Origin of the sequence: Caballeronia sp. ATUFL_F2_KS9A, assembly GCF_023630765.1 — a bacterium.
Taxonomy (GTDB): domain Bacteria; phylum Pseudomonadota; class Gammaproteobacteria; order Burkholderiales; family Burkholderiaceae; genus Caballeronia; species Caballeronia zhejiangensis.
On the sequence record NZ_JALQEK010000032.1, the window covers coordinates 118747 to 143037 of the forward strand.

Genomic DNA, 24291 nt, shown 5'->3' on the forward strand with positions numbered 1-24291 from the left:
ATCGATCGCGCGGCGTGCAGTCTGTTACGCGAGCCAGCCTTTGATCGTGCTCGACATCACGTTCGTCGAAATGCCGTAGCGATCGTGCAGCGTAGGCAACGCGCCTGCATCGAGGAACGCATCGGGCAATGCGATCTGACGATAAGCCGGCGCGACCCCCGCCGTCAGCAGTGCGGTTGCCACCGCTTCGCCGAGCCCGCCGATCACCGTATGGTTTTCCGCCACCACGACGAGACGTCCCGAGCGCTTCGCTTCGCGGACGATCGTCTCCGTGTCGAGCGGCTTGATCGTCGGCACATGCAGCACGGCGACATCGACGTTATCGGCTTGCAATGCCTTCGCGGTTTCGAGCGCGCGCATCGTCAGAATGCCCGACGAAATGATGAGCACGTCCCGGCCATCGCGCAGCAGCTTCGCCTTGCCGAGTTCAAAGCGATAGTCGTATTCGTCGAGCACGGCGGGCACGTTGCCGCGCAAGAGACGCGCATACACCGGACCTTTGTGCGCGGCGATCGCGGGCACCATCTGTTCGATATCGAGCGCATCGCACGGATCGATCACGGTCATGTTCGGCATCGCGCGCATCAGTGCGAGGTCCTCCGCGGCTTGATGGCTCGGGCCGTAACCCGTCGTGAGTCCCGGCAGCGCGGCGACGATCTTTACATCGAGATTGTCTTCCGCGATCGTTTGATGGATGAAGTCATACGCACGGCGCGTCGCGAATACCGCGTACGTCGTGACGAACGGCTGCGCGCCTTCGTGTGCGAAGCCCGCAGCCGCGCCCATCAGCAATTGCTCGGCCATACCCATCTGGTAGTAACGCTCGGGGAATGTCTTCGCGAAGATATGCAGGTCCGTGTACTTGCCGAGATCGGCCGTCATGCCGATGATATTCGTCTTCGTGCGCGCTTCTTCCACGAGCGCATGGCCGAAGGGGGCCGAACGCGTGACCTGTCCTTCGCTTGCGATCGACGCGATCATCGCGGATGTCTTCAAACGAGTGCTCATGCTTGTCTCCCTGCTTCGAGTGCTTGCAGCGCCAGTTGCCATTCATGGGCATCGACGCGGATGAAGTGGTTTTTCTCGCGTTGTTCGAGAAAGGGCACGCCACGGCCCATCTGCGTATCGCATACGATGATGCGCGGCTTCGCGTCCTCAAGATTGCGCGCGTTGTCGAAAGCGTTCTTCACCGCATCGATGTCGTTGCCGTTCACGCGCTGCACGTACCAGCCGAATGCTTCGAGCTTGTCGACGAGCGGCTCGAACGACATGATCTGCGTCGACGGGCCATCCGCCTGCTGATTGTTCACATCGACCATTGCGATGAGATTGTCGAGCTTCCAGTGCGCCGCCGACATCAAACCTTCCCAGATCGAGCCTTCATCGAGCTCGCCATCGGAGAAGAGCGTGTACACGAAAGACTTCGAGCCCTTGCGCTTCAGACCGAGGCAGCGGCCCACAGCGATCGTGAGACCTTGCCCGAGCGACCCGCCGGACATTTCCATGCCGGGCGTGTAGCTTGCCATGCCGGACATCGGCAGACGGCTATCGTCGCTGCCATACGTTTCGAGTTCCTCTTGCGGCAGGATGCCTGCTTCGAAGAGCGCGGCATACAGCGCAATTGCATAGTGACCGTTCGACAGAAGGAAGCGGTCGCGGCCTTCCCATTCGGGATCGTCGGGGCGGTAGTTCATCGCGCCGAAGTAGGCGACGGCCAGCACATCGGCGATATCGAGCGCCTGGCCGATATAACCTTGACCTTGCACTTCGCCCATCAGAAGGGCATTGCGGCGGATACGATAGGCGCGCTCGGCGAGCGTCACCTCTTCGATAACGGGAGCATTCATGCGTTGTCTCCTTGATTAATAAAATTAGCGATTGACCGTTTTCGCGGGCACGAAGAACACGAGCGCCGCGCCGATCACGATGGCTATGGAAATGAAGATCAGGCCCGCGGTCGATTTGCCGGTGAAGTCGTTGAGCCATCCGACGATGGCAGGCGAGAAGAAGCCCGCGAGATTGGCGAAGCAGTTGACCGCGGCAATGCCCGCCGCCGCCGACATGCCGCCCAGCACAGCCGTAGGCAAGGACCAGAATTGCGACGATGACGCGAGGATGCCTGCTGCCGCGATGCTCACGCAGACGATCGATGCGCCCACGCTGCCGAGCATCGGCAAGGTGGCGAAGCCGGCTGCGGACACAAGCATCGGAATCGCGAGATGCAGGCGGCGTTCGCGACGCTTGTCGGCACTTGCACCGATCAGCGGCAGCGCGACGATGGCGCAGAGATACGGAATCGCGGTGAGAATGCCGACCCACAGCGGGTCCGCTACGCCGGTGCGGCGCACGATGGTCGGCAGCCAGAACGTGAGTCCGTATTGACCCATCACGACGCAGAAGTAGATCGCGGCCATCAGCCAAAGACGACGATCGCCGATGAACGCGCGGATCGATACGTGCTTCACCGTCTGCGCGTTGTCCTTCTCGACATTGCGCCGAAGCAATGCTTTCTCTTCGTCGCTGAGCCACTTCGCGCCGGCGATGCCGTTGTCGAGGTAGAACAGGATCGCGACACCCAGGAAGAGCGAAGGCAGCGCTTCGAGCATGAAGAGCCACTTCCATCCGGCGAGCCCCTGCACGCCCTGGAACGCATGCATGATGTAGCCCGAGAGCGGTCCGCCGACGATGCCCGCGAGCGGAATCGCCATGAAGAACAGCGAGAGCGCCTTGGCGCGGCGCGCGGCGGGAAACCAGTACGTCAAATAGAGAATGACGCCCGGCGCGAAACCCGCTTCTGCGACGCCCAGCAAAAATCGCAGGACATAGAAGACTGTCGGTGACTTCACGAACACGAAGCTCGCGGATATCACGGCCCACGTCAGCATGATGCGTGCGAGCCAGTTGCGCGCGCCCACTTTATGAAGGATAACGTTACTGGGCACTTCGAACAGGAAGTAGCCGAGAAAGAAGATGCCCGCGCCGATGCCGTAGATGGTTTCGGAGAAGCGCAAATCGTTGAGCATCTGCAGCTTGGCGAAGCCGACGTTCACGCGATCCAGATACGCGCCGAGATAGCACAGCATCAGAAAGGGAATCAGGCGGCGTCCGACCTTGGCATAGGTCTTTGCTTCGAAGCTGGCGGCATCGTCGGACGATGTGAACTCAGCGCTTACCGCCGCCGCGGATAACTTTGGTTTCATGTGTGTCTCCATCCATGTTCGGCGCCCTGGTTTCCAGGTGCGCCCGTACGTGCAATCAATGAATCAGCATGCCGCCGTTGACATCGAGTGTGACACCGGTGAGATAGGAAGAAAGATCGCTCGCGAGATACAGGCACGCGTTGGCGATATCCGCTGCATCGCCGAGACGCGCGAGCGGAATGCCCTTGATGATGTCCGCGCGCATTTCGGGCGTGAGCTTGTCACCGGTGATGTCGGTTTGAATGAGGCCCGGCGTGATCGAATTCACACGGATGCCGTCGGCGCCGAATTCACGCGCCATTGCCTTCGCGAGGCCCAGCACGCCGGCCTTCGCCGCGCTGTAATGCGGCCCGCCGAAGATGCCGCCGCCACGTTGCGCCGACACCGACGACATGCATACGATGCTGCCGCTCTTCTGCTTTTTCATCTGCGGAATCACGGCTTGCGACATATACAGCGTGCCGCGCAGATTCACGTCGATGACGGCATCGAAGTTATCGGCGCCTATCTCCAGCGTCTTGATCGGCTGCGTGATGCCCGCGTTGTTGATGAGCGCGTCGATGCGTCCGTACTTATCGATGGTGGCATTCGCGGCCGCGATGCACGCGTTCTTATCGGTGACGTCGCAAGCGAGACCGAGATGGCCATCGCCCAGATCGTTCGCGGCGCTTTGCGCGTCTGCTTCCTTCAGATCCAGCACGACGATGCGCGCGCCTTGCGCCGCAAGCGCCTTCGCCGTTGCCTTGCCGATACCGCGCGCCGAAGCCGCGCCCGTGACGATCACTACCTGGTTCTCGAGCAACATCGTTGTCTCCGTTGGTTGTCTGGTGTAGGCGCAGTTTCTCCGCCTTCGACCTGACGATCAACGCAGTTTGGCTCAACTATTGCTGAGAAATTTTCAGGTATCGCCGCGACGCTCGATTTGCTGATCCATCCACGCCAGAAACTTTGCGACGCGTGGCAATCCGGCGTTTTGACTCGGGTAAACGAGATGATGCGCGCCGACTTCGACCGCGTATTCCTTGCCGAATACAGGCACGAGCGAACCGCGTTCCAGATGCCCGGACGCGAGCATCGTGCTTTCGAGCGCGATGCCGTGACCGAGCGCGGCCGCTTCGAGCGACATGTACGAGCGGTCGAATGAAAAGTCGAATGCCTTGCGCTTCACCGCGACGCCGAACTTGCCGAACCACTGCTGCCATTGAACGAGCGGCGATTCGGAGAGAATCAGACGACGGTCGAGCAGATCATCTGGCGTAGCGACTGGAAAGCGTTCGAGATAGGCGCGCGAAGCGAGCGGCGCAATGCTTTCATGCCGCAGCGTCTTCACTTCGACATCGGTCCAATGAGCATAGCCATGACGCACGGCGATATCGTAGTAACCCGATGTGAACGACACGTCTTCATACGAGCACGCGAGGTTCATTTGAATATCGCCATTGGCTTCCTGAAACGCGGCGAGACGCGGCAATAGCCACATCAGGCCGAAGCTCGGACTCGAATGAATGCGCAGTATCTCGACGGATGTTTCGCTCGATGCGCGTTCCGTCGCGCGATTCAATTCGGCGAGCGCGCCGGTGACGTCGGCAAGATATTGCGTGCCGGTCGGCGTGAGGACGAGACCGCGGCCGAACCGCGTGAACAACGGCCGCCCGACGATGCTCTCCAGATTCGCCAGTTGATGACTGACGGCCGAAGGCGTGAGGCCGAGTTCGTCGGCGGCGCGGTTGACGCTCTTCGTGCGCGCGACGCTCTCGAACGCGATGATGGATTTGAGAGGAGGAAGGCGCATGGAAGCTTACTTCGGCTCCTTCGGCACGCGCCCCATCAAAAAGAACTCGTCGTTGGGCCGCATTGAAATGACATTTGCCATGCGATTCGATAACCCGAAAAATGCGGTGATCGCGGCGATATCCCAGATATCTTCATCGCTGAAGTCATGCGCGTGCAATGCCGCGAAGTCGGCATCATTCACCGTGCCCGATGCGCGGCATACCTTAAGCGCAAAATCGAGCATCGCCTTCTGACGCGGCGTGATATCCGCCTTGCGATGATTCACCGCCACCTGATCCGCCACGAGCGCGTTCTTTTCATAGATGCGCAGAATCGCTCCGTGCGCGACGACGCAATAAAGGCAATCGTTCACCGCGCTCGTCGCGACGACGATCATCTCGCGCTCGCCCTTGCTCAGGCCGCCTTCCTTGAGCATCAGCGCATCGTGATAAGCGAAGAACGCGCGGAATTCATCGGGCCGGTGCGCAAGCGTGAGAAACACGTTCGGCACGAACCCCGCCTTGTCCTGCACTTCGAGAATGCGTGCGCGGATATCGTCGGGCCATTCTTTCGGATCGGGAACGGGATAGCGGCTGATGGGCTTTGGCGTCATGACGTCCTCGAAGGCTTGATCGAACGCCCATTGTAGAGCGAGAGTTCGTCAACGCGTGACTGTGAGCGACGACAATAGCTTCAAGAGGCTCTCGACATTCACGGGCTTCACGAAGTGATAGTCGAAGCCTGCCGATTGCGCGCGCAATCGGTCTTCGGCCTGGCCATAACCCGTGATCGCGATCAGCAAAGGCGTCGTGTCTCCCTTGCGACGCAAACGACGCGCGAGTTCGTAGCCGTCGATATCTGGCAGGCCGATATCGAGCAGCGCCACATCGGGCTGCAAGAGCGGCGCGGCTTCCAGCGCTTCCGCCGATGAATACGCGACGCGCGCGACATGTTCCTCCGACTCGCACAGCATCGCGAGCGAATCGGCGGCATCGCGGTTATCGTCCACGACGAGAATGCGCAGCGCCGTGCGCGTCTCGCGCATGCTCGTCTCCGAAAGTGCGAGCGCGGAATGCCTTTCGTGATGATGCAAACGCGGCAGCCGCACGGTCACCGTCGTGCCGAGGCCCGGTCCCGGGCTTTGCACGGTGATCGTGCCTTTATGCATTTCCACGAGCTTCTTCACGAGAGAAAGCCCGATGCCGAGGCCGCCGTTCGAGCGGTCGAGCGTGCGCTCGCCTTGCGAGAATAGCTCGAATACTTTCGGCAGAAGGTCGGCGGAAATGCCCGTGCCCGTATCGGCGATGACGATAGACACCGAATCGTCGGCAGCCTGCACACTGACGCTGATACGGCCTTGCTCCGGTGTGTACTTGCTCGCATTGTTCAGCACGTTGACAAGGATCTGCGAAAGACGCGTGGGATCGCCGCAGACCCATGTCGTCGCATCGGAAACATCGACTTGAATGTTTTGCGAACGCGACTCGACCATGCCCGCAATGGCTTCGACTGCGTGATATACCGCCGTGCCGACGAGAATCGGTTCGAGTTGCAAGGCGATGCGTCCCTGCGTAATGCGCGAAACCTCCAGCAAGTCGTCGACGATGCGCGTCATGTGCTCCACTTGCCGGCGCATGAGATCGATAAGATCGCGCGGATGCGTGTCGCCATCCTGATCCTTTTGCAGGAGCGCTATGGCCGTTCGCAGCGGCGCAAGCGGATTGCGCAGTTCATGCGCGAGCATCGCGAGGAACTCGTCCTTGCGTCGTCCCGCTTCGCGCAACATCAGCTCCATATGCTTGCGTTCGGTGATGTCTATCACGCTGCCGATGATGCGCAGCGGCTCGCCGTCCTTGCTGCGCTGGAGCAGGGCGCTGCCTTGCATCCACTGTTCTCCGTGCATGTTGCGCACGCGAAACTCGAAATGTCCCTCGGCGTCTTCACCGGCCGCGATGCTGCGCACATAGCGATCGAGCATGGCGCTGTCATCGGGATGCACGCGTGCGAGCGCTGCCTCATAGCTGAGCGTTTCGGTGGTCTGACGCTCGCCGCCGGTTTCGAGCGACAACGTCCACGTCGCGAGTTCCAGCGACGCGATATGAATGTTCGCGGCCTGCATCGCCACCGTGAGGCGCAAGCTGCGCGCCTCGATTGCGGCTTGCGCTTCGAAGCGCGGCGTGACGTCGGTTGTCGTGCCGAACCATTCCTGCAAGCTGCCCTTGTCGTCGTAGAGTGGCGCGGCGTGCGCCTGCACCATGCGATAAACGCCGTCGCGACGGTACATGCGAAAGGTGAGCGTGCAAGCGACGCCGTCGCGCAATGCATCGAGCCATGCCTGATGCGTGCGCTCGCGATCGTCGGGATGGATGTAATCGAGCCAGCCCCAGCCGGACAACACGTCCGGCGATGTGCCCGTGAACTGTTCCCATTCGCCGCCAGAAGGACGGATTTCGCCGTTTGCATCGGCGGACCAGACGAGCGCGCCCGTCGTTTCGACGAGCGCCCGATAGCGTCGTTCGGAAAGGCTCAGGCGATCTTCATCGGCGCGTTGCGTGCTGATATCGAAGCTCACGCCATAGACGCGCGTGAGCACGCCATGACGGTCGAACTCGGGATGCCCGCGCATGCGCAGCCATCGACGTTGTCCTTGTTCGCTTTCGAGAACGAAGTCGAATTCGAATGGTCCGCCATCGCGCAATGCTTCGGTCAACTTGCGCTGAAACGGCTCGCGATGTTCGGGCGCGACCCGGTCCCACACTTCCGAAAGAAGAACCGCTTCGGTTCCGGGCGGAAAAGAATAGAGCGCGGCGAGCTGTGCGGTCATGCGTACGACGCGCGTCTTCATGTCCCATTCCCACGCGCCCATGCGTGCGCCCGCGAAAGCGGCCTGCAAGCGCCGCTCGCTGGCTTCATACATTGCCCATGCGTGACGACACTCATGAATGTCGATGGCCACACCGACCGTCTCGCCGATCTGCCCTTCCTCATCGCGCCGCGCCTGAAGATGGAGCGTATGCCAGCGGAACGCGGCATCGTTGCGTAACAGGCGCACATCGACGTTGCGAAGCAGCGTGCCGTCGCGCATCTGACGCAGTGCTTCGAGAACCGGCGGGATGTCGTCGGGGTGAACAAAAGCTTTCCAATGCTGCCCGACGAGTTCGGGAAACGGAATGCCGAGATACCGGCAAGCCCACGGATTGGCGTACTGGATTACCCCGTCTCGTGCCGCGCGCCACACAAACGACGGCAGGAAATGAGCAGGATCGTGCATGGCGTCCTTGCTTCCTTACTCCGGCGAAAAGCGTCGCCGCGCACGCCATCCGAGGCTTTGATAGCTTAGGGATACCATACAACAAAAGCGATGGGCCTCATCGCGATACGGCGATGCAGCCATCACCGCTCCGAAAGGTTATATGTAATTTATACGTATCAAAGAATGTTTCGTCTTATGAATCAGCGCGTCGCCTTATTGATTCATTGGACGATAACAAGCGCGCAAGATCAGCCGGCTTCACCTACGTCTTTCGGATTCGGCAGCTTTTCTTCCTTGCTTTCATCGGTGCGCTTCGGCGGCTCGGGCTCATTTCTCATCGTGCGCTTTTGCTCGTCGGACAAGCGGCGGTCGGCCATGTTCGGATCTTCTGGCGTTTGGGTGGGCGGCGTCGGTCGATCGGTTTGCTGATTCATGAGCGGCTCCTTGTCGTGTTCGTCGGATGACATGAAGAGGTCGCATCCGACGTGCCCGCCGTACCGGGTACAGCCGATGCTCAATTCACACTCCGATGTATCGATCGAACGTTCTTCTCTCATTGCTCTTATGCAGTTCGCGAAAAACACGCTCATTCGTTTTGCCGCTATCGCATGCATGATTTTGTTATCGCCGCGCGGCTTCGCTGCTTCGATTGCCTCCGCGCCCTATGGCGCGACCCAACAAGGCCAGGCGGTGACGCAATTCACGTTGTCCAATGCGCGCGGCGTGTCGATGAACTGCATCACGTATGGCGGCATCGTCACGCGTCTCGATGTGCCGGACCGGCGCGGGCGTCGCGCGGATATCGTGCTCGGCTTTGGCTCGCTCAACGACTATGAGAAGTACAACGGCAAGATCCATTTCGGCGGTCTGATCGGGCGTTATGCGAATCGCATCGCCGATGGAAAGTTCGAACTTGATGGCCGCGACTACAAGCTGCCCGTCAACGAGCCACCGAATACACTGCATGGCGGTCCGCATGGATTCGACGAGAAAGTCTGGACCGTGGTGAAGACGTTTCAGGGCGCGCAAGGCGCGGGCGTGCAGCTTCGCTATGTGAGTCCCGATGGCGAGAACGGCTTTCCCGGCACGCTTACTGTCGACGTAACCTACACGCTCACCGACGATAACGAAGTGCGTATCGACTATCGTGCGAAGACGGACAAGCCGACCGTCCTGAACCTCACGAACCATAGCTACTTCAACCTCGCGGGCGAGGGCAGCGGCAATGTCGAAGGGCAGCTCGTCATGATCGCGGGATCGAGCTATACGCCGACGCGCGCCGATTCGATTCCGACCGGCGAGATGGCGAGCGTCGAGAACACACCGCTGGATCTGCGAGCGCTGACGCCGATCGGCGCGCGTTTGCGTTCGTCGAATCAGCAGATGCGTTATGCGCGCGGCTACGACCACAACTGGAAGCTCAACAAGAACGGACAGCGCAATGGAGAACCCGGCTTTGCCGCGCGCGCCTACGATCCGTCGAGCGGCCGCGTGCTCGATGTCTATACGACGCAGCCCGGCTTGCAGTTCTACACGGGCAACGGTCTCGATGGCAGCGCGATCGGCACGTCGGGCGTGGCGTATCGACAAACGGATGGCTTCGCGCTAGAAACCCAGCATTTCCCGGACTCGCCGAACCGCCCCACGTTCCCATCGACCGAACTCAAGCCCGGCGACGAGTATCACGAAGTCACCGTCTGGAAGATCGGTGTGCGTTAGCGCATGAGTCGGGTGCGAATCGTACCCCGGGACGCGAAGCCACACGTAGAGGCACTTTTCGACGCGGTGGTCGGAATCGGCCCCCGCGTCGAGTGCTCTCTCTCAGGCTGGCCCTCGGAATTCGTTCGGCGCAAACGGAATTTTGCGTTTTGCATTCGAAATGCCTTGTCGTGTTTTGCATTTCGCATGCGTTGCTGGCGGAGCGCTAGGCGGCCGCCTTGTCGGAGTCTGCTGCCCGGTTCTGTTCGAGAAGATCGAGGAGCCGCAGCACGCGGGCGCGTTGCGTCGAGACGAGATCGCTTTCGTCGCCGACCGCGGCGAGCCGCCTTTTCCAGTAGGCATGATCGAACTGGTCGACCGCCTTTGAATTTCCCGATAGCGCGAGCGAACGGATCATGTGCTCGAGATGATCGAGCTGGGTGTCCGCGAGACGCGCGGGCTTGAGCATCGCTCGCGTGGCCTGCGCGGCGCGCCCGACTTGCACAATTTTCGACTTTTCCATTTGTGACGCCCCGAAACGTCTTTTCTCTCTTATGTGCGGCTGAATTTTTTATCTTGACTAGCCGTAAACCCTAGGATGGGGAGTCAGCAATGTGACGGCGGGATGAAGGCAAGGAATCGCCGACCTGGCCGCCCACGACGCCGCACACGCTGCTCCTCGTCCAGCACGATATACCGGCATTCAAAATACGCTTTACCATGCGTCTCATTTGCTGGCCCGTATCGTGCGCGCCACAGCGCGAAGGACGACCCGACAACATCGACTGCCGCACATGCCCGCAGATTCCGATCCGCCGAAGACTTCCACGCACTTTTCGACGCGCGCCTGTCCGCGTGAGCGTCAATTGCTCGCATGGCGCGATCGGGTCGGGCATGTGGTCGATGTCGTGCCGGACAAGGATCAGATTGCACGCGGCTTCTCGGGCAGCATCGATTTGCATGCGGCGGGCGGCCTCGTGTTCACGGAAGCGCGCACCGACGCGCTCGTGCTCGAGCGATCTATCGCGCGCGTCTCCACTGACACGCGTCGCGATTTCGCATTTCACGTCTATGTGGAAGGCGAGACCGGTCACGTCAGCGGGCTGAGCGTCAAGCGCAGCGCGCCTGGCTCTGTGCGCGGCATCATCGCACTCGATCTGAATCAGCGCTTTCGCGTCGAACGTCCGGCGTGCCGCGTGCTGACGATATTCGTACCGCGTGCAATCGTCGCCGCGCATATCGGCGACTGCGACGCGTTGCACGGTCGCGTGCTGCCCGACCAAGCGCCGCTCGTGCATTTCGTGTTCGAACATTTCGAGGCCACCGCGCGAGAATTGCCCGTGCTCGACCGGCCCGACGCCGCTGACGCGCTCGATGCCGGCGCGCGGCTCCTGCTCGGGGCATTCGCCGACAAGCCGAATGCCGCGAGCGATTCACGCGCCGCACTGCAAACGGCCGTGAAGAGCCAGGTGAAGCGTTACATCGAAACGCGCCTGCATGAGGCCGATCTCACGCCGACCGCGATCGTCGAGGCACTCGGGCTCAAGCGCGCGACAGTCTATCGGTGGTTCGAGCAGGAGGGCGGGCTCGCCGCATATATTCGACTTCGCCGCTTGCGCGAAGCGGCCGACGAACTCGCGCTGTTTCCCAATCTGCAGATTGCGGATATCGCATTCGGTCTCGGCTTCAAGAGCGCATCGGATTTCACGCGCGCGTTTCGCCGCGCGTTCGACGTCAGTCCGCTCGAGATGCGCCTGCGCGCGCTCGAACTGTTGCGCGCGACGAGTGGCGATCCCGTCATGCGGATGCGCGCCGCGCACTCGCGCGGCCTTCCGGAAAGCGGCTGAGCGCAAGAAGCGTCAGGCAGTTCGCGGCGAGCAGATACCACGCGGGCGTCATTACGTTGCCCGTCGCGCCGACGAGCCATGCGACCGTCAACGGCGAGAATCCCCCGAAGATGACGACGCCGAAGGTATAGATCACGGCGAGGCTCGCCGCGCGCCGATGCTTCGGGAAGGCTTCGAGCATGAGCACCGAAGCGGCGCCCGCGTTGTTCAGCGCGACTGCGACATAGAGCAGGATGATGACGAGCGCGAGCGCATCCGGTGCGCCTCGCGTGAGCGCATAAAACGCGGGATAAGCCGTCGCGAGCGCGGCGAAGAGCGAGGCATATTGCAGCGTCTTGCGGCTCATCAGCCGATCGGCCGCAAGCGCGACGAGCGGCGTGACGATCAGAATAACGAGGCCGGAGAGCGACGCGATCAGAAAGCTGATGACAGGCGGCCGCTGCAGCGTATGCGTCAGATAGCTCGGCATGTACAGCACGGCGATGTAGATGCTCGACGATGGCGCGGCCATCATCAGGATGCCGCATGCGAGCGGGCGCGCGTGCTCGCGCAGTACAGTTGCGAGCGGCGTGCGCGCGGGTCGGGGCTTCGACGTGGATGCGTCGCCCGGCATGCGGCGCAGAAACCATCCGAGCGGCGCGATCAGTCCGCCGATGAAGAAGGGCACGCGCCATCCCCATTGCAAGAGTTGCTCCGGCGACAGAAGCGCCGATGTGCACGCGCCGACGAGCGCCGCCACGCACGCGGCCGCGCCCTGACTCGCACCACGCCAGCTGACGATGAAGCAGCGCCGTTCATAAGGCACGGCTTCCATCAGCAGCGCCGATGCCGGTCCGATCTCGCCGCCCGCCGCGAGTCCTTGCAAAAGCCGCGCGACCACGATCAGCACGGTCGCGCTCGCGCCGATCGCCGCGTGCGTCGGCAAGCATGCGATCAGCCACGTACCCAGCGCCATCACGGCGATCGACAGCCGCATGCCGGCTTCGCGTCCGCATCGATCCGCGTATCGTCCGATGAGCACTGCGCCGAGCGGACGCATCACGAAGCCGGCGCCGAATGTCGCGAGCGATAGCAGCAGAGACGAGGCGGGATCATGCGCGGGAAAGAACAGCCGCCCGATGATCGCCGCGGAGAAGCCGTACACAGTGAAGTCGTATGCGACGAAGCCATTGCTGATCACCGTCGCTACGATGATGCGGGTCAGACTCGCGGGCGCTTGTGGACGTTCGATTTCAGTCATGAATGAGATTGGCGCGTTCGATTCTGGCCATCGATATTAACGGCCGTATTATTCATATCTTTAAAGGAATATCGCGCACGCGTAATATACGATCTCCTTTCAAGCCGATGACTTTACAGACGTTCAGTAACGAGGAATCGCCTTCATGGATGACGCCACGCGCGAATTCGACCGCTTGCGCCCTCGTCTGCAGGGCATTGCGTATCGCATGCTCGGTTCGGTCGCCGAAGCCGAGGATATCGTGCAGGACGTATGGCTGCGCTGGCATGCGGCGGCTCGCGAAGCGATCGAGAATGCCGAGGCGTGGCTCGTCGCAGTGACGACGCGCCATTCGATCGACCGGTTGCGCGCCGCGAAGTTGCAGCGCGAACACTACACCGGCATCTGGCTGCCCGAGCCGCAGATCACCGAGCCGCCGGCAACGCCGGAGGAAGTCACGGAGCGCGCGGACGACGTATCCGTCGCGTTCCTCATGCTGCTCGAACGCCTCACGCCCGAAGCGCGCGCGGCGTTTCTGTTGCGCGAGGTCTTCGACGCCGACTATGCGGAGGTCGCGAACATCATCGGCAAGACGGAGGCCGCATGCCGCCAGCTCGTGAGCCGAGCCAAGGCACAACTACGCGAAGAGCGTCCGCGACGTTCGGTGTCGCGAGAGATTCAAAGGCGCTTGCTGCATGCATTCGCGCACGCGATGGAGCTCGGCGATTTCGCAGCGATTCACGCGATGCTCGCGGAGGACGCCATGCTGATCGGCGATGGCGGCGGGCGCGTGCAGAGTTTCCCCAAACCGCTTTTGGGCGGCAAACGCATCGCGCAGCTTTTTTATGCGGCCTTTCTGCGGTATGGAAACGGCGTGTGTCTCGAACTCGTCATGCTGAATGAGCAATGGGCGCTGCTGCGTTTCATCGACGGCAAGCTCGAATCCGCGCAGACTTTCGATATCGAAGATGAACGCATCGTACGCATACAGGTGCAGCGCAATCCGGATAAGCTCGAACGCATTGCGGCTCGCCATGGCAATGCATGAACGCTCGCGATTCGATTGATGCGTGCGAGGCAACAGCGTGGGCACGTTCGCGTGTCTACCGCGACAAGCCGCGCAAACCTAGGATGACATCCATCTTCAACCAGACATGGAGTCATCATGACGCAGCGAATCAACTACATTCAACAATCTCCCGAGCTTTTCCGGAAGTTCTATGAGTTCAGTCAGGCGGTGCGTGAATGCTCGATCGAGCAGACGACCCGCGATCTCGTGACGCTTCGCGCATCGCAAATGAATGGCTGTGCGTTTTGCGTCGATATGCATGTGAAGGAAGCGAAGATTCATGGCGAGCGCGAACTGCGCACGCATCACGTTGCGATCTGGCGTGAATCGCCGCTGTTTTCGCCGCGCGAACGTGCCGCGCTCGCGTGGACCGAAGTGCTGACGCGCATTCCCGAGCATGGCGTGTCCGACGATCTCTTTGCACGCGTGCGTGAGCAGTTTTCGGAGAAGGAGTTGTCGGATCTGACGTACATCATCATCGAGATCAATGGGTGGAACCGTGCGAATGTCGCGTTTCAGACGGTTCCGGGTTCGTCGGATAAAGCTTTCGGCCTGGACAAGGCAAACCTGTCGTAGTGCGTTCGCGCCGTCGTTCGATCATGGGAGAACGGATCATGCACAGCATCAAACGCGTGGGACTTGCACTCGTCTTCGGATGCACGGCGCTCGCGGCGAGCACGGCGCACGCGGCGCCGGAGGCCATCGTCAAGGAACTCATGACGAAGCCGCTTCCGGAATATCCCGGCAAGGAGGCGCTGATGATCAGCGTGGAGTATCCTCCGGGCGCGGTCGATCCCGTGCATCGTCACGACGCTCATGCCTACGTATATGTCCTGGAAGGTACGATCGTCATGCAGGTTCGCGGCGGCAAGGCCGTGACGCTCAAAGCCGGCGATACCTTTTATGAAGGCCCTGACGACATTCACACTGTGGGACGCAACGCGAGCAACACGAAGCGCGCGAAATTCATCGTGCTGCTTCTCAAAGACAAGGACAAGCCCGTTCTGACGCCCGTTAAATAAAAAATTCGGCATGGCGCGTCACAAACCGTGTGGCGCAAACGTCTTGTTGGACAGAGCCACTACGTTTCGTGCCGCCATGCCATCAGACCTTGTGTGTCATTCCGACGATTCTCTCGCGTATAGCTTCGTAGCGAGTTATGCGGGCGTCGTTTCTTTTCTTGCCGTCGCCAACGAAGGCAGCTTCGCGAAAGCGAGCGACCGCCTGGGCATCGGCCGTTCCGCCGTCAGCCGCAACGTACAGAAGCTGGAAGCACAGCTCGATGCGCGTCTCTTCCTGCGCACGACGCGCAGCACGTCGCTCACACGCGAAGGCGAGCTCTTCTACAAGAATTGTCAGCCAGGCGTGGAGCGCATCGTGCAGGCGCTGGAGGACATGCGCGAGTTGCGCAACGGGGCGCCACGCGGTCACTTGCGCATCGCGTCGGCACCGGGCTTCGGCCGCAAGGTCGTCGCGCCGCTTCTAGCCGGCTTTAATGCACGCTATCCGGACATCGCACTCGAACTGCTGCTGAACGATCGTCCGTGCGATTTCACGGCAGATCGGGTGGATGTCGCGTTTCGCGATGGTCACATGGAAGATAGCGAAGTCGTTGCAAAGCAATTGATTCCGATGCAGATGATCGTCTGCGCATCGCCGGCGTATGCGCGCGAGCACGGCCTGCCGCGTCATGTCGACGATCTCGACGACCATCGCTGCATCAATTTCCGCGCGCCGGCGGGGCGCATCGCTGAATGGGAATTCAAGGTCGACGGCCTTGCGCGAAAGCGCTCGCCTGCGGCCCGGCAAACCTTCAACGATATCGACCTGATGCTGCAAGCAGTGCTCGACGGGCAGGGCATCGCACAACTGCCTGCGTATCTCGTCTGCGATTCGCTCAAGGCGGGGCGCCTCGTCACCTGTCTCGCGCAATACGCGCCCGACGATGGCGGCCACTATCTTTGCTATCTCAGCCGCAAGCATTTGCCCGCGCGCGTGCGTGTATTCGTCGATTACATGACCGAGCAGACGCGGGCGCTTGATCTGCATTGCCTGACGACGTTCATCACGAACCCACGTGCGGGCGTGCAGCAGCTCATCTCAACCGATTGATGCATCGAAGGCAACACTGCGCATCCGTGCGAGGCGCTACCGGATGCACGCCTGCACGCCTACGATGCGTCATCATCGCGCATTCGCGCATTCGCGCATCGTTTCGAGGAGGAAATCATGAACACCGTAGTCATCGGCGGAAGCGGACTCATCGGCAGCAAGGTCGTGGAGCGTCTGCGTGCGCGCGGGCACGAAGTAATCGCGGCATCGCCGGCATCAGGCGTCGACACGATGACAGGAAAGGGCCTGCAAGAAGGGTTGCAGGACGCGCGCGAGGTCGCGGCGCCTTGAGCGATCGTGCAACGTTCGCGCGAAGAATGGATGACCGCCATGGAGCATATCGATCCGCCGCCCGTCAGCCTGCTCGACAGGTATCAAGGACGCGACGTGCAACCCCTGTATTCGACGACCGTCGCGGTGACGGGTGGCGATGCGGGACATGGCCGCGCGACGGGCGAGGCACGATCCGACGACGGCAATCTCGCTCTTGACCTGCGTATGCCCGAGGCGCTCGGCGGTCCCGGCGGCGGCACGAACCCCGAGCAACTGTTCGCCGCGGCCTACGCTGCATGTTTTCATGGCGCGATGGTCCTGCTTGCGGCGCGCGCCGGCATCGTTGTCGCGGCTGCAAGCGTGTACGTCACGGTCGAATTCAGCCGCGATCCGATGAACGGGCTCTTCGTGTTGACCGCCCACACACGCGTGCAGATGCCCGGCATCGAACGCAGCGTAGCTGAGGAACTCGTGCGCAGCACGGAACGCTTTTGCCCTTATACGAAGATGGCGCGTCAAGGCATCGTCAACATAGTTGCGCTTGCAAATACCGACGATGCCTCGAAAGCACATCAAGTCATCAAACGTTGAGTGGCTTCACTCGCTCTATCGCGCCGGCTCAACGCGCCCAACGCGAACGCGGCGATGATTGCGGGAATCGCGAGCAGCGTGAAGACCGCGCCAAATTGCAGCCCCATGCTCATGAGCACGCCGCCGGTCATTGCGCCCGCGACCGCGCCCATGCGGCCGATGCCAAGCATCCATGCGACGCCGGTCGCGCGGCTTCGCGTCGGATAGAACGACGCGGCGAGCGCCGACATCGATGTAACCGCGCTCGTCACCGCTGTTCCGGTCAGGAAGATCAGCAGAGCAAGCCAGAACTGATCCGCGATGCCGCGTCCGATTGTCAGCACCATCGCCGCTGCGAGCACATAAGCGCACGCGTTCACGCGTCGCGGATTGGCCTTGCCCATCACCCAGCCAAGGCACAGGTTGCCGAGAATGCCGCCGAGCGGAAAGAGCGATGTCGTGAGCGCAGCGCGCTCGGCGGAGAAGCCTGCATCCTTGAAAAGCGTAGGAAGCCAGTTCGTCAGCAGATAGAAGATCATCAGCCCCATGAAATAGGCGAGCCATAACATGGACGTGCCAAAGCGATAGGGACGCGAGACGATGATGCCGAGCGAAGATTTGTCGGCGCCGGCCGTGCGCGTATCGGCAGAAGTGAACGTGACGCGCGCGCCTTCCGCGAGACGCAGATCGTTCGAGATGCGGCGCAGGACGCGCGCGATCTTTCGCGTAGGGCGTTGTCTCACGACCATGAACTGTGCGGACTCGGGCAACAGAACGAGCAACAGCACGGTGAGCACGATAGGACCGAGTCCGCCGGCGACGAGCACGCTTTGCCAGCCGAAATGCGGTATGAGCCATGCGGCGCAGAGCCCGCCAAGCGATAGTCCTACGGAGAAGCCGCAGAACATCGCATTGACGGCGATAGCACGAACGCGCGCCGGTGCGTATTCGGACATCAGCGTGACCGCGTTGGGCATTGCCGCGCCGAGACCCAGGCCGGTGAGAAAGCGCCACGCGGTTAGTGTTTCGACTGAGCTTGCTTGTGCCGATGCGAGGCTCCATACGCCAAAGAAGAACACGGAAAGGGCAAGCACCGCCTTGCGTCCGATACGGTCCGCGGCCGGCCCGGCCACGAGCGCGCCGATGCCGAGACCGACGAGCGCCGCACTCATCACCGGGCCTAACGCGGCGCGCGTGATGCCCCAGTCGCCGATCAACGACGGCGCGATAAAACCGATTGCCGCGGTATCGAAACCGTCGGCCGCGACGACGAGAAAGCACAGGATCAGAATGACCCATTGATAGGGCGAGAAGCGCTCGCCGTCGATAAAGCTCTGGACCTCGATGGTCCCGACGTTCTTTTCCATGCCGTTATGTCTCCATTCATTCATGTGCAAGCGGAAGAATGCGGCCTTCGTCGTGCCGCTATGCCGCGCGTTTATCGAACCGCTGGCGAAAGACTCTTGAACTCGACGCGCCTGATGATGCGGCTTTCCTGGGCGACGATGAGATGCGCCGACGCATGCAGATAAGCGGGCCATTCGGGGTCGTTGTCGCGCGCGGTGCGCCGCTGGTCGTAATCCGCGATGCTCTCGTAGCCCCACAGATGCACGACCTGATTCAACGCGCCGATATCGCTCATATAGAAACCTACGGGCGCGCCGAGATATCTGGTCTGAATAGGCATCGCTAGACGGTCGAATACGTCGATGAATTCCGACATGCCGCGCGGCTTGATCGTATAGATGCGGTGATCGATGAAAGGCTTGCTCATGCTGCGCTCCTCAATTCGCTGGACTTCGCGTGCGCGTCGACGCTGCCCGCGAGATGCAATCCGGTGAGATAACCGAACGTCATGATTGGACCGAGCGTGATGCCCGCGCCGGGGTAGTTGCCGCCCATGACGCTCGCGCGGTCGTTGCCGACGGCATAGAGCCCTGGTATCGGCTCGCTGCCCTTGAGTACCTGGCCATGCGGATTCGTCGCGATTCCGTCGAAGGTGCCGAGATCGCCCATAACGACCTTGAGCGCGTAGTACGGACCGTCGCCAATCGGTGCGATGCAAGGATTCGGCTTGTGAGCGGCATCGCCGAGATAGCGGTTGAAAGATGTCGTGCCACGGCCGAAAGCAGTGTCCTTGCCATGCGTGGCATCGCGGTTATAGTCGCGAACCGTCGCTTCGAGCGCTGTGGCGTCGATGCCTGTCTGCCGTGCCAGTTCCGCGAGCGTGCGGCCTTTGACGAGATAACCGTTCTTCAGATGAGGACCGACCGGTAGCGGCGCGGGCTTTACAAAGCCGAGGCCGTATTTGCGAATCGTCGCGTGATCGCAGATGAGCCACATGGCTGTTTCGCTTTCATCGCGACAGGCTTCGATCATCGCTGCGCCGACATCGTGGTAGGAATTCGATTCGTTGGTGAAGCGCACGCCGCTGCGTGTCACGCCGATCAAGCCCGGCTTGTAGCGATCGAGCAGATGCGGGAACACGCCGTATTTGCCGCCTTTTAGCGGCACGCGCGAGACCGGCATCCACGCAGCGGGCTGCGGATAGCGAACATCGACACGTCCGCCCACGCGCTCGGCCATGCGCGCGCCATCGCCGGTATTGCCTGCCGGCACAGGCGATACATGTTCGCCGCCGCGCCGCACATGCGGATAGGCCTTTGCGATGCGCGCGACATCGTGAGAGAAGCCGCCACACGCCAGCACGACACCGCGTCGCGCAACGATGCGCGTTTCATGTCCGTTCGCAATCACGATCGCCCCGGTCACGCGGCCCTTCACCGTAATCAGTTCTTTCGCGCCCGTTCGCGTGTGAATCGGAATGCCGAGATCGAGCGTGGATTTCGCGAGGCGCGCGGCGAGTGCGTTGCCGCTCGTGATCTGCACGCCGCGCTTGTATTGTGCGAGTTCCCGGATATGGCTCGCGAGTCGCTTCGCGACATACCACGCGGATTCGATCGATTTCGTCGCGTTAAAGAAATGCTTGAGATCCGCGCTCGACGAATTGAACATCATGCCGATGAAAGTTATCGTCTTGAGCGGCGGGCGCAGGCGCACGATGTCCTTGCCAAGCGCGCGTGCGTCGAACGGTTTTGCAACGACGGAACGTCCCACGTCGACACCGCCCGGCGCATCGGGATGATAGTCGGGGTAGAGCGTCGGCAGAAATTCGACCGAGGTCTCGCGCTCGAAGAATTCGATCATGCGTGGGCCGCTTTCAAGGAACGCTTCGACGGCTGCTTCGTCATACATCGCGCCCGTTTCGCTGCGCATGTATCGAACTGCGGCTTCGCGCGTATCCTGCACGCCCGCTTCTTTCGCGTGGCGATTTCCCGGTATCCACAAGACGCCGCCCGAGAACGCGGTCGTGCCGCCGAAGTATTCCTCCTTCTCGACGACGATCACGTCGAGCCCTTGCTTCTTCGCTGTAATGGCCGTGGAAAGGCCGCCGGCGCCCGAGCCGATCACGAGCACATCGCAAGCGAGATCGGACGACCGCGTTACGGTAGTCATGATGAAGTCCTTTGATTGAAGCCGGGCGCTTCGCACGCCCGTGAGATGAGAAGCAGCGTGTCAGGCGTTGCGCGGCGCTTCGAAGCCGGGACGTGGAACGAGATCCATCAACATGCATTCGAAGCCGCCGTCGACGGCAAGCTCCGCGCCGTTCACATAGGCCGCGCGCTGGCTTGCGAGGAATGCAACCACCTCGGCGATATCGCGCGGTTCGCCGATGCGCCGGCTTGCGATCATTGCGCTGCGGCGCGCTTCGACATCGCCTTGCTCATAGAACGCCATCGAAAGCGGCGTGCGGATCATGCCGGGGCAGACCGTATTGCTGCGCACGCCGCGCCCGCCCCATTCGGCGGCGATCTGACGGGATAACATTGCGATGCCCGCCTTGCTCGGGCTATATGCGCCGCTCCACGTCTGCGGATGATGCGCCGCCACCGATGCGATATGCACGATGCTTCCGGCGCCGCGCGCGAGCATGTCGCGCCCGAATGCCTGCGCACATAACATGTAGCCGGTGAGATTGACGGCGAGCATCGCATTCCATGCATCGAGGCCGATATCTTCGATGCCGCCCGCGCGCAACAGACCTGCGTTATTGACGAGCACATCGACCTGACCGAACTTGCGTGCAACCTGATCGCGTGCGCGGTTCACGCTCGTTGCATCGCCGATATCGCAAGTTATGGCGATAGCATCGACGCCAGTCGCGCGCAATGCTTGCGCCGCATCGTTGCAGCCCGCTTCATCGCGATCGAGTAATGCGAGCCTTGCGCCCGCATCGGCGAATGTCGATGCAATGGCGCGCCCGATTCCGCCGGCCGAACCCGTCACTACGCATACGCTCGATTCGAGGCCGAGCCAATGCTGCGCGGTGTGATCCCGCGCGGCCTGATTAGTCATCCTTGTCTCCTGAGTTCGTTCGATGCAAAGGCGCCGATAGCCTTGCCTGTGAAAAAAGTATATTCACGCCCATGCACGAAAGATTGGACAAAGGACGCAGACGACAGGACAATTTGTGCATCAGGAGACGCAGGATATGAGGAAAATCCCTAACTACAACTTGTACGGGGAATCGGCGCGTCCACCGTGGTATGACGCGTTCAACTTCGAATGGATCGTCGAGCGCAGCGCGCCCAACGACTGGCATATCGACGCGCATCGCCACGATGCGCTCTTGCAATTTCTGTACATTCGCGGCGGCGGCGGGCAAGTGCTGATCGAGAACAGCATGATCGATCTCGTGCCGCCGTGCGTCATCATGCTGCCCGCGCAAACGGTTCATGGATTCAACTTCGCGCCGAACGTGGATGGTCTCGTCGTGACCGTCGCGCAAAGATCGATCGAGGCGCTGGCATCGATCGCGGCGCCGGGACTCGTTCCGGTGTTGCAACGCGCAGGCGTCTCGCGCATGAGTGCCCACTCCGTGGAGGAAAGCGCATTCGTGCCGATCGTCGAATTGCTCGAGAAGGAATTCCGCGCGACGAATCGCGGTCACATGGCGGCGGGCATGTCGCTATTGATTGCACTCTTTGTGCATGTCGTGCGCCTATGCGAAAGCGCATCTGCGCCGAGTGTCGCATCGACCGAAAGGCGGGCGCAGCAGATCAAGCGCTTCAGGGAACTGGTGGCCGCGCATTTTCGCGAGCATCGACCTGTCGAGTTCTATGCGCAGAAGCTCGGCATGACGGTCACACAACTCGGGCGGATATGCCGCGAAGAGATCTCGAGTTCGCCGCTCGCAATGATCAACGAGCATCTTGTGCGCGAGGCGCAGCGCGATCTCGTTTATTCCAGCATGTCGGTCAAGCAGATCGCACATGGACTGGGCTTTGCCGATATCGCTTATTTCAGCCGCTATTTTCGCAAGCAGACCGGCGTCACGCCGACCCAATTCCAGGCGGAAGCGCACAAGGCGCTGGCCATTCAATAGCCCGTTCGCTTCCTTCTTCGAGGGTTGCCAGCTTCGTACAAGCGTGCGATGCTTCGCCGTGCTGTAAATCGATAACAACAAGAAAGGCCCGAGCGAGACCAGTCCGGTTTAATCACCCTTCGAAGGAGTGAACATGATCGTACTGTCATCGGATCGAGCGGCGCACGACGCGTCGCGGCGCTTCCGCATAAAGGCACGCGGAATGCTGTGCGCCTGGCTCGTCATGAGCTCGGCTGCCAATGTCGCCTATGCCGATGCACAAACGGCGTATACGCTTCTGCCGCCACCCAGCGAGTTATACGGTGACCTTTTCGTCGCCGTGCAGACGCAGGGCGTCTATCCCGATCAGAAGACTTTCGTCGATGCCATACCCAAGATTGACCCCGCGCAGATCGTGCAGGCTTATCATCAGCAGATGTCGGTGCCGGGCTTCTCGCTCGCGACGTTCGTCGCACAATACTTCACGCCGCCAACTGATCAGGTGATTACGCCGCCGCCGAATCAGAGCCTGCGCGAACATATCGACTGGCTTTGGCCCGCACTCACGCGTCTGACGACGACCGCGAACGTACCCGCCAACAGTTCCCTGATTCCGATGCCAAAGCAGTACGTGGTGCCTGGCGGACGCTTTCGGGAAGGTTACTACTGGGATACCTATTTCACGATGCTCGGTCTGCAGGAGGCAGGCCGCGAAGATCTCGTCGACGATATGCTCGATAACTTCGCGTATCTGATCGACACGATCGGCCATATTCCGAATGGCAATCGCACATACTATGTGAGCCGTTCGCAGCCGCCGTTCTTCTCCTATATGGTCGAACTTGCCGCGCACAAGGAAGGTGGACGTGTTTATCAGAAGTATTTACCGCAATTGCGCCGCGAACATGATTACTGGATGCAAGGAGCGGATACGCTGCAGCCAGGCGGCGCGGTACGCAACGTCGTGATGATGCCGGACAAGACCGTGCTCAATCGGTATTGGGACGAACGCGATACGCCGCGCGACGAGTCCTACTCGGAAGACGTGGCGACCGCCAAGCTGGTCACGAACCGTCCGGCGAACGAGGTGTATCGCGACTTGCGTGCGGCGGCTGAAAGCGGCTGGGACTTCAGCTCGCGCTGGTTCGGCGACAATATGACGCTTGCGACGATCCGCACGACATCGATCATTCCCGTCGATTTGAATAGCCTGATGTTCCACCTCGAAACGACGATCGCAATCGGTTGCGGCGAGGCGCGTGATTTCCGTTGTGTCGGCGAATTCGTGGGGCGTGCGGCCAAACGCGCGATCGGCATCAACAGATATCTCTGGAACAAGAACGGGTATTACGGCGATTACGACTGGAAACTCGGTCAGCCGCGCAACAACCCATCGGCTGCTATGCTCTATCCGCTCTTCGCCAACGTGGCGTGGCCGGAGCGCGCGCACAAGACCGCGGAAACCGTCGAAGCGATCTTGCTCAAGCCGGGCGGACTCACGACGACCACGTACAACACGACGCAGCAATGGGACGCGCCGAATGGCTGGGCGCCATTGCACTGGATCGCCGTGCAAGGATTGAAGCGCTATGGGCGCAGCGATCTCGCGCAACAGATCGGCACGCGCTTTCTTGCCGACGTGAATAACGTCTATAACACTCAACATAAGCTCGTTGAGAAGTACATCGTGGAAGGTAGTGGAACGGGCGGCGGAGGAGGTGGGGAATATCCGTTACAGGATGGTTTCGGATGGACGAATGGCGTGACGCTGAAACTGCTCGATCTCTATTCGCCGGGGCAATGAGCCGATGAAACGGCGGGCATCGTCAAAGGTCATGTAGCGATGCCCGCG

Annotated in this window: 24 protein-coding genes; 10 read left to right on the forward strand and 14 right to left on the reverse strand. The window is 61.0% G+C overall.

Translation table 11 applies throughout. The features are described 5' to 3' along the window. Positions 1-24: 24 nt before the first annotated feature. The 8 genes from NCS67_RS21315 to NCS67_RS21350 form a co-directional block, all read right to left on the reverse strand. Positions 25-1008, reverse strand: coding sequence for a transketolase family protein (locus NCS67_RS21315; RefSeq protein WP_250436472.1), 984 nt, complete (start codon positions 1006-1008; stop codon positions 25-27). After that, on the reverse strand, positions 1005-1847 hold the full coding sequence (locus tag NCS67_RS21320; RefSeq protein ID WP_008347910.1) for a transketolase: 843 nt from the start codon (positions 1845-1847) through the stop codon (positions 1005-1007). The genes NCS67_RS21315 and NCS67_RS21320 overlap by 4 nt, the downstream gene beginning before the upstream one ends. Before the next feature lie 24 nt (positions 1848-1871). Continuing rightward, positions 1872-3200 (reverse strand): MFS transporter, encoded by a 1329-nt coding sequence (locus NCS67_RS21325; protein ID WP_250436473.1) that lies wholly within the window; start codon positions 3198-3200, stop codon positions 1872-1874. Positions 3201-3255: 55 nt separating this feature from the next. Then, positions 3256-4005 carry an SDR family NAD(P)-dependent oxidoreductase gene (locus NCS67_RS21330; RefSeq protein WP_250436474.1) on the reverse strand — a complete coding sequence of 250 codons (750 nt, stop codon included), beginning with the start codon at positions 4003-4005 and terminating at the stop codon, positions 3256-3258. Positions 4006-4098: 93 nt separating this feature from the next. Then, positions 4099-4992, reverse strand: coding sequence for a LysR substrate-binding domain-containing protein (locus NCS67_RS21335; RefSeq protein WP_175980739.1), 894 nt, complete (start codon positions 4990-4992; stop codon positions 4099-4101). A gap of 6 nt (positions 4993-4998) precedes the next feature. Beyond that, a complete protein-coding gene (locus NCS67_RS21340; RefSeq protein ID WP_250436475.1) occupies positions 4999-5586 on the reverse strand; it encodes a peroxidase-related enzyme in 588 nt (195 codons plus the stop codon). 48 nt (positions 5587-5634) lie between these two features. Further along, entirely contained in the window at positions 5635-8244 is a 2610-nt protein-coding gene (locus NCS67_RS21345) for a PAS domain-containing hybrid sensor histidine kinase/response regulator (RefSeq protein WP_175980743.1), read from the reverse strand. A gap of 230 nt (positions 8245-8474) precedes the next feature. Beyond that, positions 8475-8660 (reverse strand): hypothetical protein, encoded by a 186-nt coding sequence (locus NCS67_RS21350; protein WP_175980745.1) that lies wholly within the window; start codon positions 8658-8660, stop codon positions 8475-8477. A 178-nt stretch (positions 8661-8838) separates the two neighbouring features. Here NCS67_RS21350 and NCS67_RS21355 point away from each other — a divergent pair, with 178 nt between their 5' ends. After that, entirely contained in the window at positions 8839-9945 is a 1107-nt protein-coding gene (locus NCS67_RS21355; RefSeq protein ID WP_250436477.1) for an aldose epimerase family protein, read from the forward strand. Between the two features lie 205 nt (positions 9946-10150). Here the strand turns inward: NCS67_RS21355 and NCS67_RS21360 are convergent, their stop codons facing one another. Further along, positions 10151-10447 carry a hypothetical protein gene (locus NCS67_RS21360; protein ID WP_008347927.1) on the reverse strand — a complete coding sequence of 99 codons (297 nt, stop codon included), beginning with the start codon at positions 10445-10447 and terminating at the stop codon, positions 10151-10153. A 271-nt stretch (positions 10448-10718) separates the two neighbouring features. Between NCS67_RS21360 and NCS67_RS21365 the strand changes: the two genes are divergently transcribed. Further along, positions 10719-11771, forward strand: a complete 1053-nt coding sequence (locus NCS67_RS21365; protein WP_250436478.1) for a helix-turn-helix transcriptional regulator — start codon at positions 10719-10721, stop codon at positions 11769-11771. Here NCS67_RS21365 and NCS67_RS21370 read toward each other — a convergent pair. After that, entirely contained in the window at positions 11722-13011 is a 1290-nt protein-coding gene (locus NCS67_RS21370) for an MFS transporter (RefSeq protein ID WP_250436479.1), read from the reverse strand. The two genes, NCS67_RS21365 and NCS67_RS21370, sit on opposite strands and share 50 nt — an antisense overlap. A gap of 145 nt (positions 13012-13156) precedes the next feature. Between NCS67_RS21370 and NCS67_RS21375 the strand changes: the two genes are divergently transcribed. The 6 genes from NCS67_RS21375 to NCS67_RS21400 all read left to right on the forward strand — a co-directional run bounded on the left by NCS67_RS21375 (position 13157) and on the right by NCS67_RS21400 (position 17035). Further along, positions 13157-14038, forward strand: coding sequence for an RNA polymerase sigma-70 factor (locus NCS67_RS21375; RefSeq protein ID WP_250436480.1), 882 nt, complete (start codon positions 13157-13159; stop codon positions 14036-14038). A gap of 117 nt (positions 14039-14155) precedes the next feature. Continuing rightward, positions 14156-14635: a carboxymuconolactone decarboxylase family protein gene (locus tag NCS67_RS21380; RefSeq protein WP_175980753.1), complete on the forward strand. Its 480-nt coding sequence runs from the start codon at positions 14156-14158 to the stop codon at positions 14633-14635. Positions 14636-14673: 38 nt separating this feature from the next. Further along, positions 14674-15081, forward strand: a complete 408-nt coding sequence (locus NCS67_RS21385; protein ID WP_175980755.1) for a cupin domain-containing protein — start codon at positions 14674-14676, stop codon at positions 15079-15081. Between the two features lie 76 nt (positions 15082-15157). Then, complete coding sequence (locus NCS67_RS21390; RefSeq protein ID WP_250436481.1) at positions 15158-16171, forward strand: LysR family transcriptional regulator; 1014 nt, start codon at positions 15158-15160, stop codon at positions 16169-16171. Positions 16172-16288: 117 nt separating this feature from the next. Further along, the gene (locus tag NCS67_RS21395; RefSeq protein WP_250436482.1) at positions 16289-16462 is read left to right on the forward strand and encodes an NAD-dependent epimerase/dehydratase family protein; all 174 of its coding nucleotides are present in this window, start codon (positions 16289-16291) and stop codon (positions 16460-16462) included. A gap of 39 nt (positions 16463-16501) precedes the next feature. Next, positions 16502-17035, forward strand: coding sequence for an Ohr family peroxiredoxin (locus NCS67_RS21400; protein ID WP_250436483.1), 534 nt, complete (start codon positions 16502-16504; stop codon positions 17033-17035). Here the strand turns inward: NCS67_RS21400 and NCS67_RS21405 are convergent. From NCS67_RS21405 to NCS67_RS21420, 4 genes are all read right to left on the reverse strand, one after another. Then, a complete protein-coding gene (locus tag NCS67_RS21405; RefSeq protein WP_250436484.1) occupies positions 17017-18381 on the reverse strand; it encodes an MFS transporter in 1365 nt (454 codons plus the stop codon). The two genes, NCS67_RS21400 and NCS67_RS21405, sit on opposite strands and share 19 nt — an antisense overlap. Before the next feature lie 71 nt (positions 18382-18452). Continuing rightward, positions 18453-18788: an NIPSNAP family protein gene (locus tag NCS67_RS21410; protein WP_008347947.1), complete on the reverse strand. Its 336-nt coding sequence runs from the start codon at positions 18786-18788 to the stop codon at positions 18453-18455. Beyond that, positions 18785-20530, reverse strand: a complete 1746-nt coding sequence (locus NCS67_RS21415; protein WP_250436485.1) for an FAD-dependent oxidoreductase — start codon at positions 20528-20530, stop codon at positions 18785-18787. The genes NCS67_RS21410 and NCS67_RS21415 overlap by 4 nt, the downstream gene beginning before the upstream one ends. 60 nt (positions 20531-20590) lie before the next feature. Continuing rightward, entirely contained in the window at positions 20591-21430 is an 840-nt protein-coding gene (locus NCS67_RS21420) for an SDR family NAD(P)-dependent oxidoreductase (protein ID WP_250436487.1), read from the reverse strand. A 136-nt stretch (positions 21431-21566) separates the two neighbouring features. Between NCS67_RS21420 and NCS67_RS21425 the strand changes: the two genes are divergently transcribed. Both NCS67_RS21425 and treA read left to right on the forward strand, forming a co-directional pair. Beyond that, the gene (locus tag NCS67_RS21425) at positions 21567-22460 is read left to right on the forward strand and encodes a helix-turn-helix domain-containing protein (protein ID WP_250436489.1); all 894 of its coding nucleotides are present in this window, start codon (positions 21567-21569) and stop codon (positions 22458-22460) included. A 133-nt stretch (positions 22461-22593) separates the two neighbouring features. Then, on the forward strand, positions 22594-24243 hold the full coding sequence (gene treA, locus NCS67_RS21430) for an alpha,alpha-trehalase TreA (protein ID WP_250436490.1): 1650 nt from the start codon (positions 22594-22596) through the stop codon (positions 24241-24243). Positions 24244-24291 lie beyond the last annotated feature (48 nt).

Coding starts and splice junctions, on each gene's coding strand:
- NCS67_RS21315 (WP_250436472.1), bottom strand. CDS start 1,008: ATGAGCACTCGTTTGAAGACATCCGCGATGATCGCGTCGATCGCAAGC.
- NCS67_RS21320 (WP_008347910.1), bottom strand. CDS start 1,847: ATGAATGCTCCCGTTATCGAAGAGGTGACGCTCGCCGAGCGCGCCTAT.
- NCS67_RS21325 (WP_250436473.1), bottom strand. CDS start 3,200: ATGAAACCAAAGTTATCCGCGGCGGCGGTAAGCGCTGAGTTCACATCG.
- NCS67_RS21330 (WP_250436474.1), bottom strand. CDS start 4,005: ATGTTGCTCGAGAACCAGGTAGTGATCGTCACGGGCGCGGCTTCGGCG.
- NCS67_RS21335 (WP_175980739.1), bottom strand. CDS start 4,992: ATGCGCCTTCCTCCTCTCAAATCCATCATCGCGTTCGAGAGCGTCGCG.
- NCS67_RS21340 (WP_250436475.1), bottom strand. CDS start 5,586: ATGACGCCAAAGCCCATCAGCCGCTATCCCGTTCCCGATCCGAAAGAA.
- NCS67_RS21345 (WP_175980743.1), bottom strand. CDS start 8,244: ATGCACGATCCTGCTCATTTCCTGCCGTCGTTTGTGTGGCGCGCGGCA.
- NCS67_RS21350 (WP_175980745.1), bottom strand. CDS start 8,660: ATGAATCAGCAAACCGATCGACCGACGCCGCCCACCCAAACGCCAGAA.
- NCS67_RS21355 (WP_250436477.1), top strand. CDS start 8,839: ATGATTTTGTTATCGCCGCGCGGCTTCGCTGCTTCGATTGCCTCCGCG.
- NCS67_RS21360 (WP_008347927.1), bottom strand. CDS start 10,447: ATGGAAAAGTCGAAAATTGTGCAAGTCGGGCGCGCCGCGCAGGCCACG.
- NCS67_RS21365 (WP_250436478.1), top strand. CDS start 10,719: ATGCCCGCAGATTCCGATCCGCCGAAGACTTCCACGCACTTTTCGACG.
- NCS67_RS21370 (WP_250436479.1), bottom strand. CDS start 13,011: ATGACTGAAATCGAACGTCCACAAGCGCCCGCGAGTCTGACCCGCATC.
- NCS67_RS21375 (WP_250436480.1), top strand. CDS start 13,157: ATGGATGACGCCACGCGCGAATTCGACCGCTTGCGCCCTCGTCTGCAG.
- NCS67_RS21380 (WP_175980753.1), top strand. CDS start 14,156: ATGACGCAGCGAATCAACTACATTCAACAATCTCCCGAGCTTTTCCGG.
- NCS67_RS21385 (WP_175980755.1), top strand. CDS start 14,674: ATGCACAGCATCAAACGCGTGGGACTTGCACTCGTCTTCGGATGCACG.
- NCS67_RS21390 (WP_250436481.1), top strand. CDS start 15,158: ATGCCATCAGACCTTGTGTGTCATTCCGACGATTCTCTCGCGTATAGC.
- NCS67_RS21395 (WP_250436482.1), top strand. CDS start 16,289: ATGAACACCGTAGTCATCGGCGGAAGCGGACTCATCGGCAGCAAGGTC.
- NCS67_RS21400 (WP_250436483.1), top strand. CDS start 16,502: ATGGAGCATATCGATCCGCCGCCCGTCAGCCTGCTCGACAGGTATCAA.
- NCS67_RS21405 (WP_250436484.1), bottom strand. CDS start 18,381: ATGGAAAAGAACGTCGGGACCATCGAGGTCCAGAGCTTTATCGACGGC.
- NCS67_RS21410 (WP_008347947.1), bottom strand. CDS start 18,788: ATGAGCAAGCCTTTCATCGATCACCGCATCTATACGATCAAGCCGCGC.
- NCS67_RS21415 (WP_250436485.1), bottom strand. CDS start 20,530: ATGACTACCGTAACGCGGTCGTCCGATCTCGCTTGCGATGTGCTCGTG.
- NCS67_RS21420 (WP_250436487.1), bottom strand. CDS start 21,430: ATGACTAATCAGGCCGCGCGGGATCACACCGCGCAGCATTGGCTCGGC.
- NCS67_RS21425 (WP_250436489.1), top strand. CDS start 21,567: ATGAGGAAAATCCCTAACTACAACTTGTACGGGGAATCGGCGCGTCCA.
- treA (WP_250436490.1), top strand. CDS start 22,594: ATGATCGTACTGTCATCGGATCGAGCGGCGCACGACGCGTCGCGGCGC.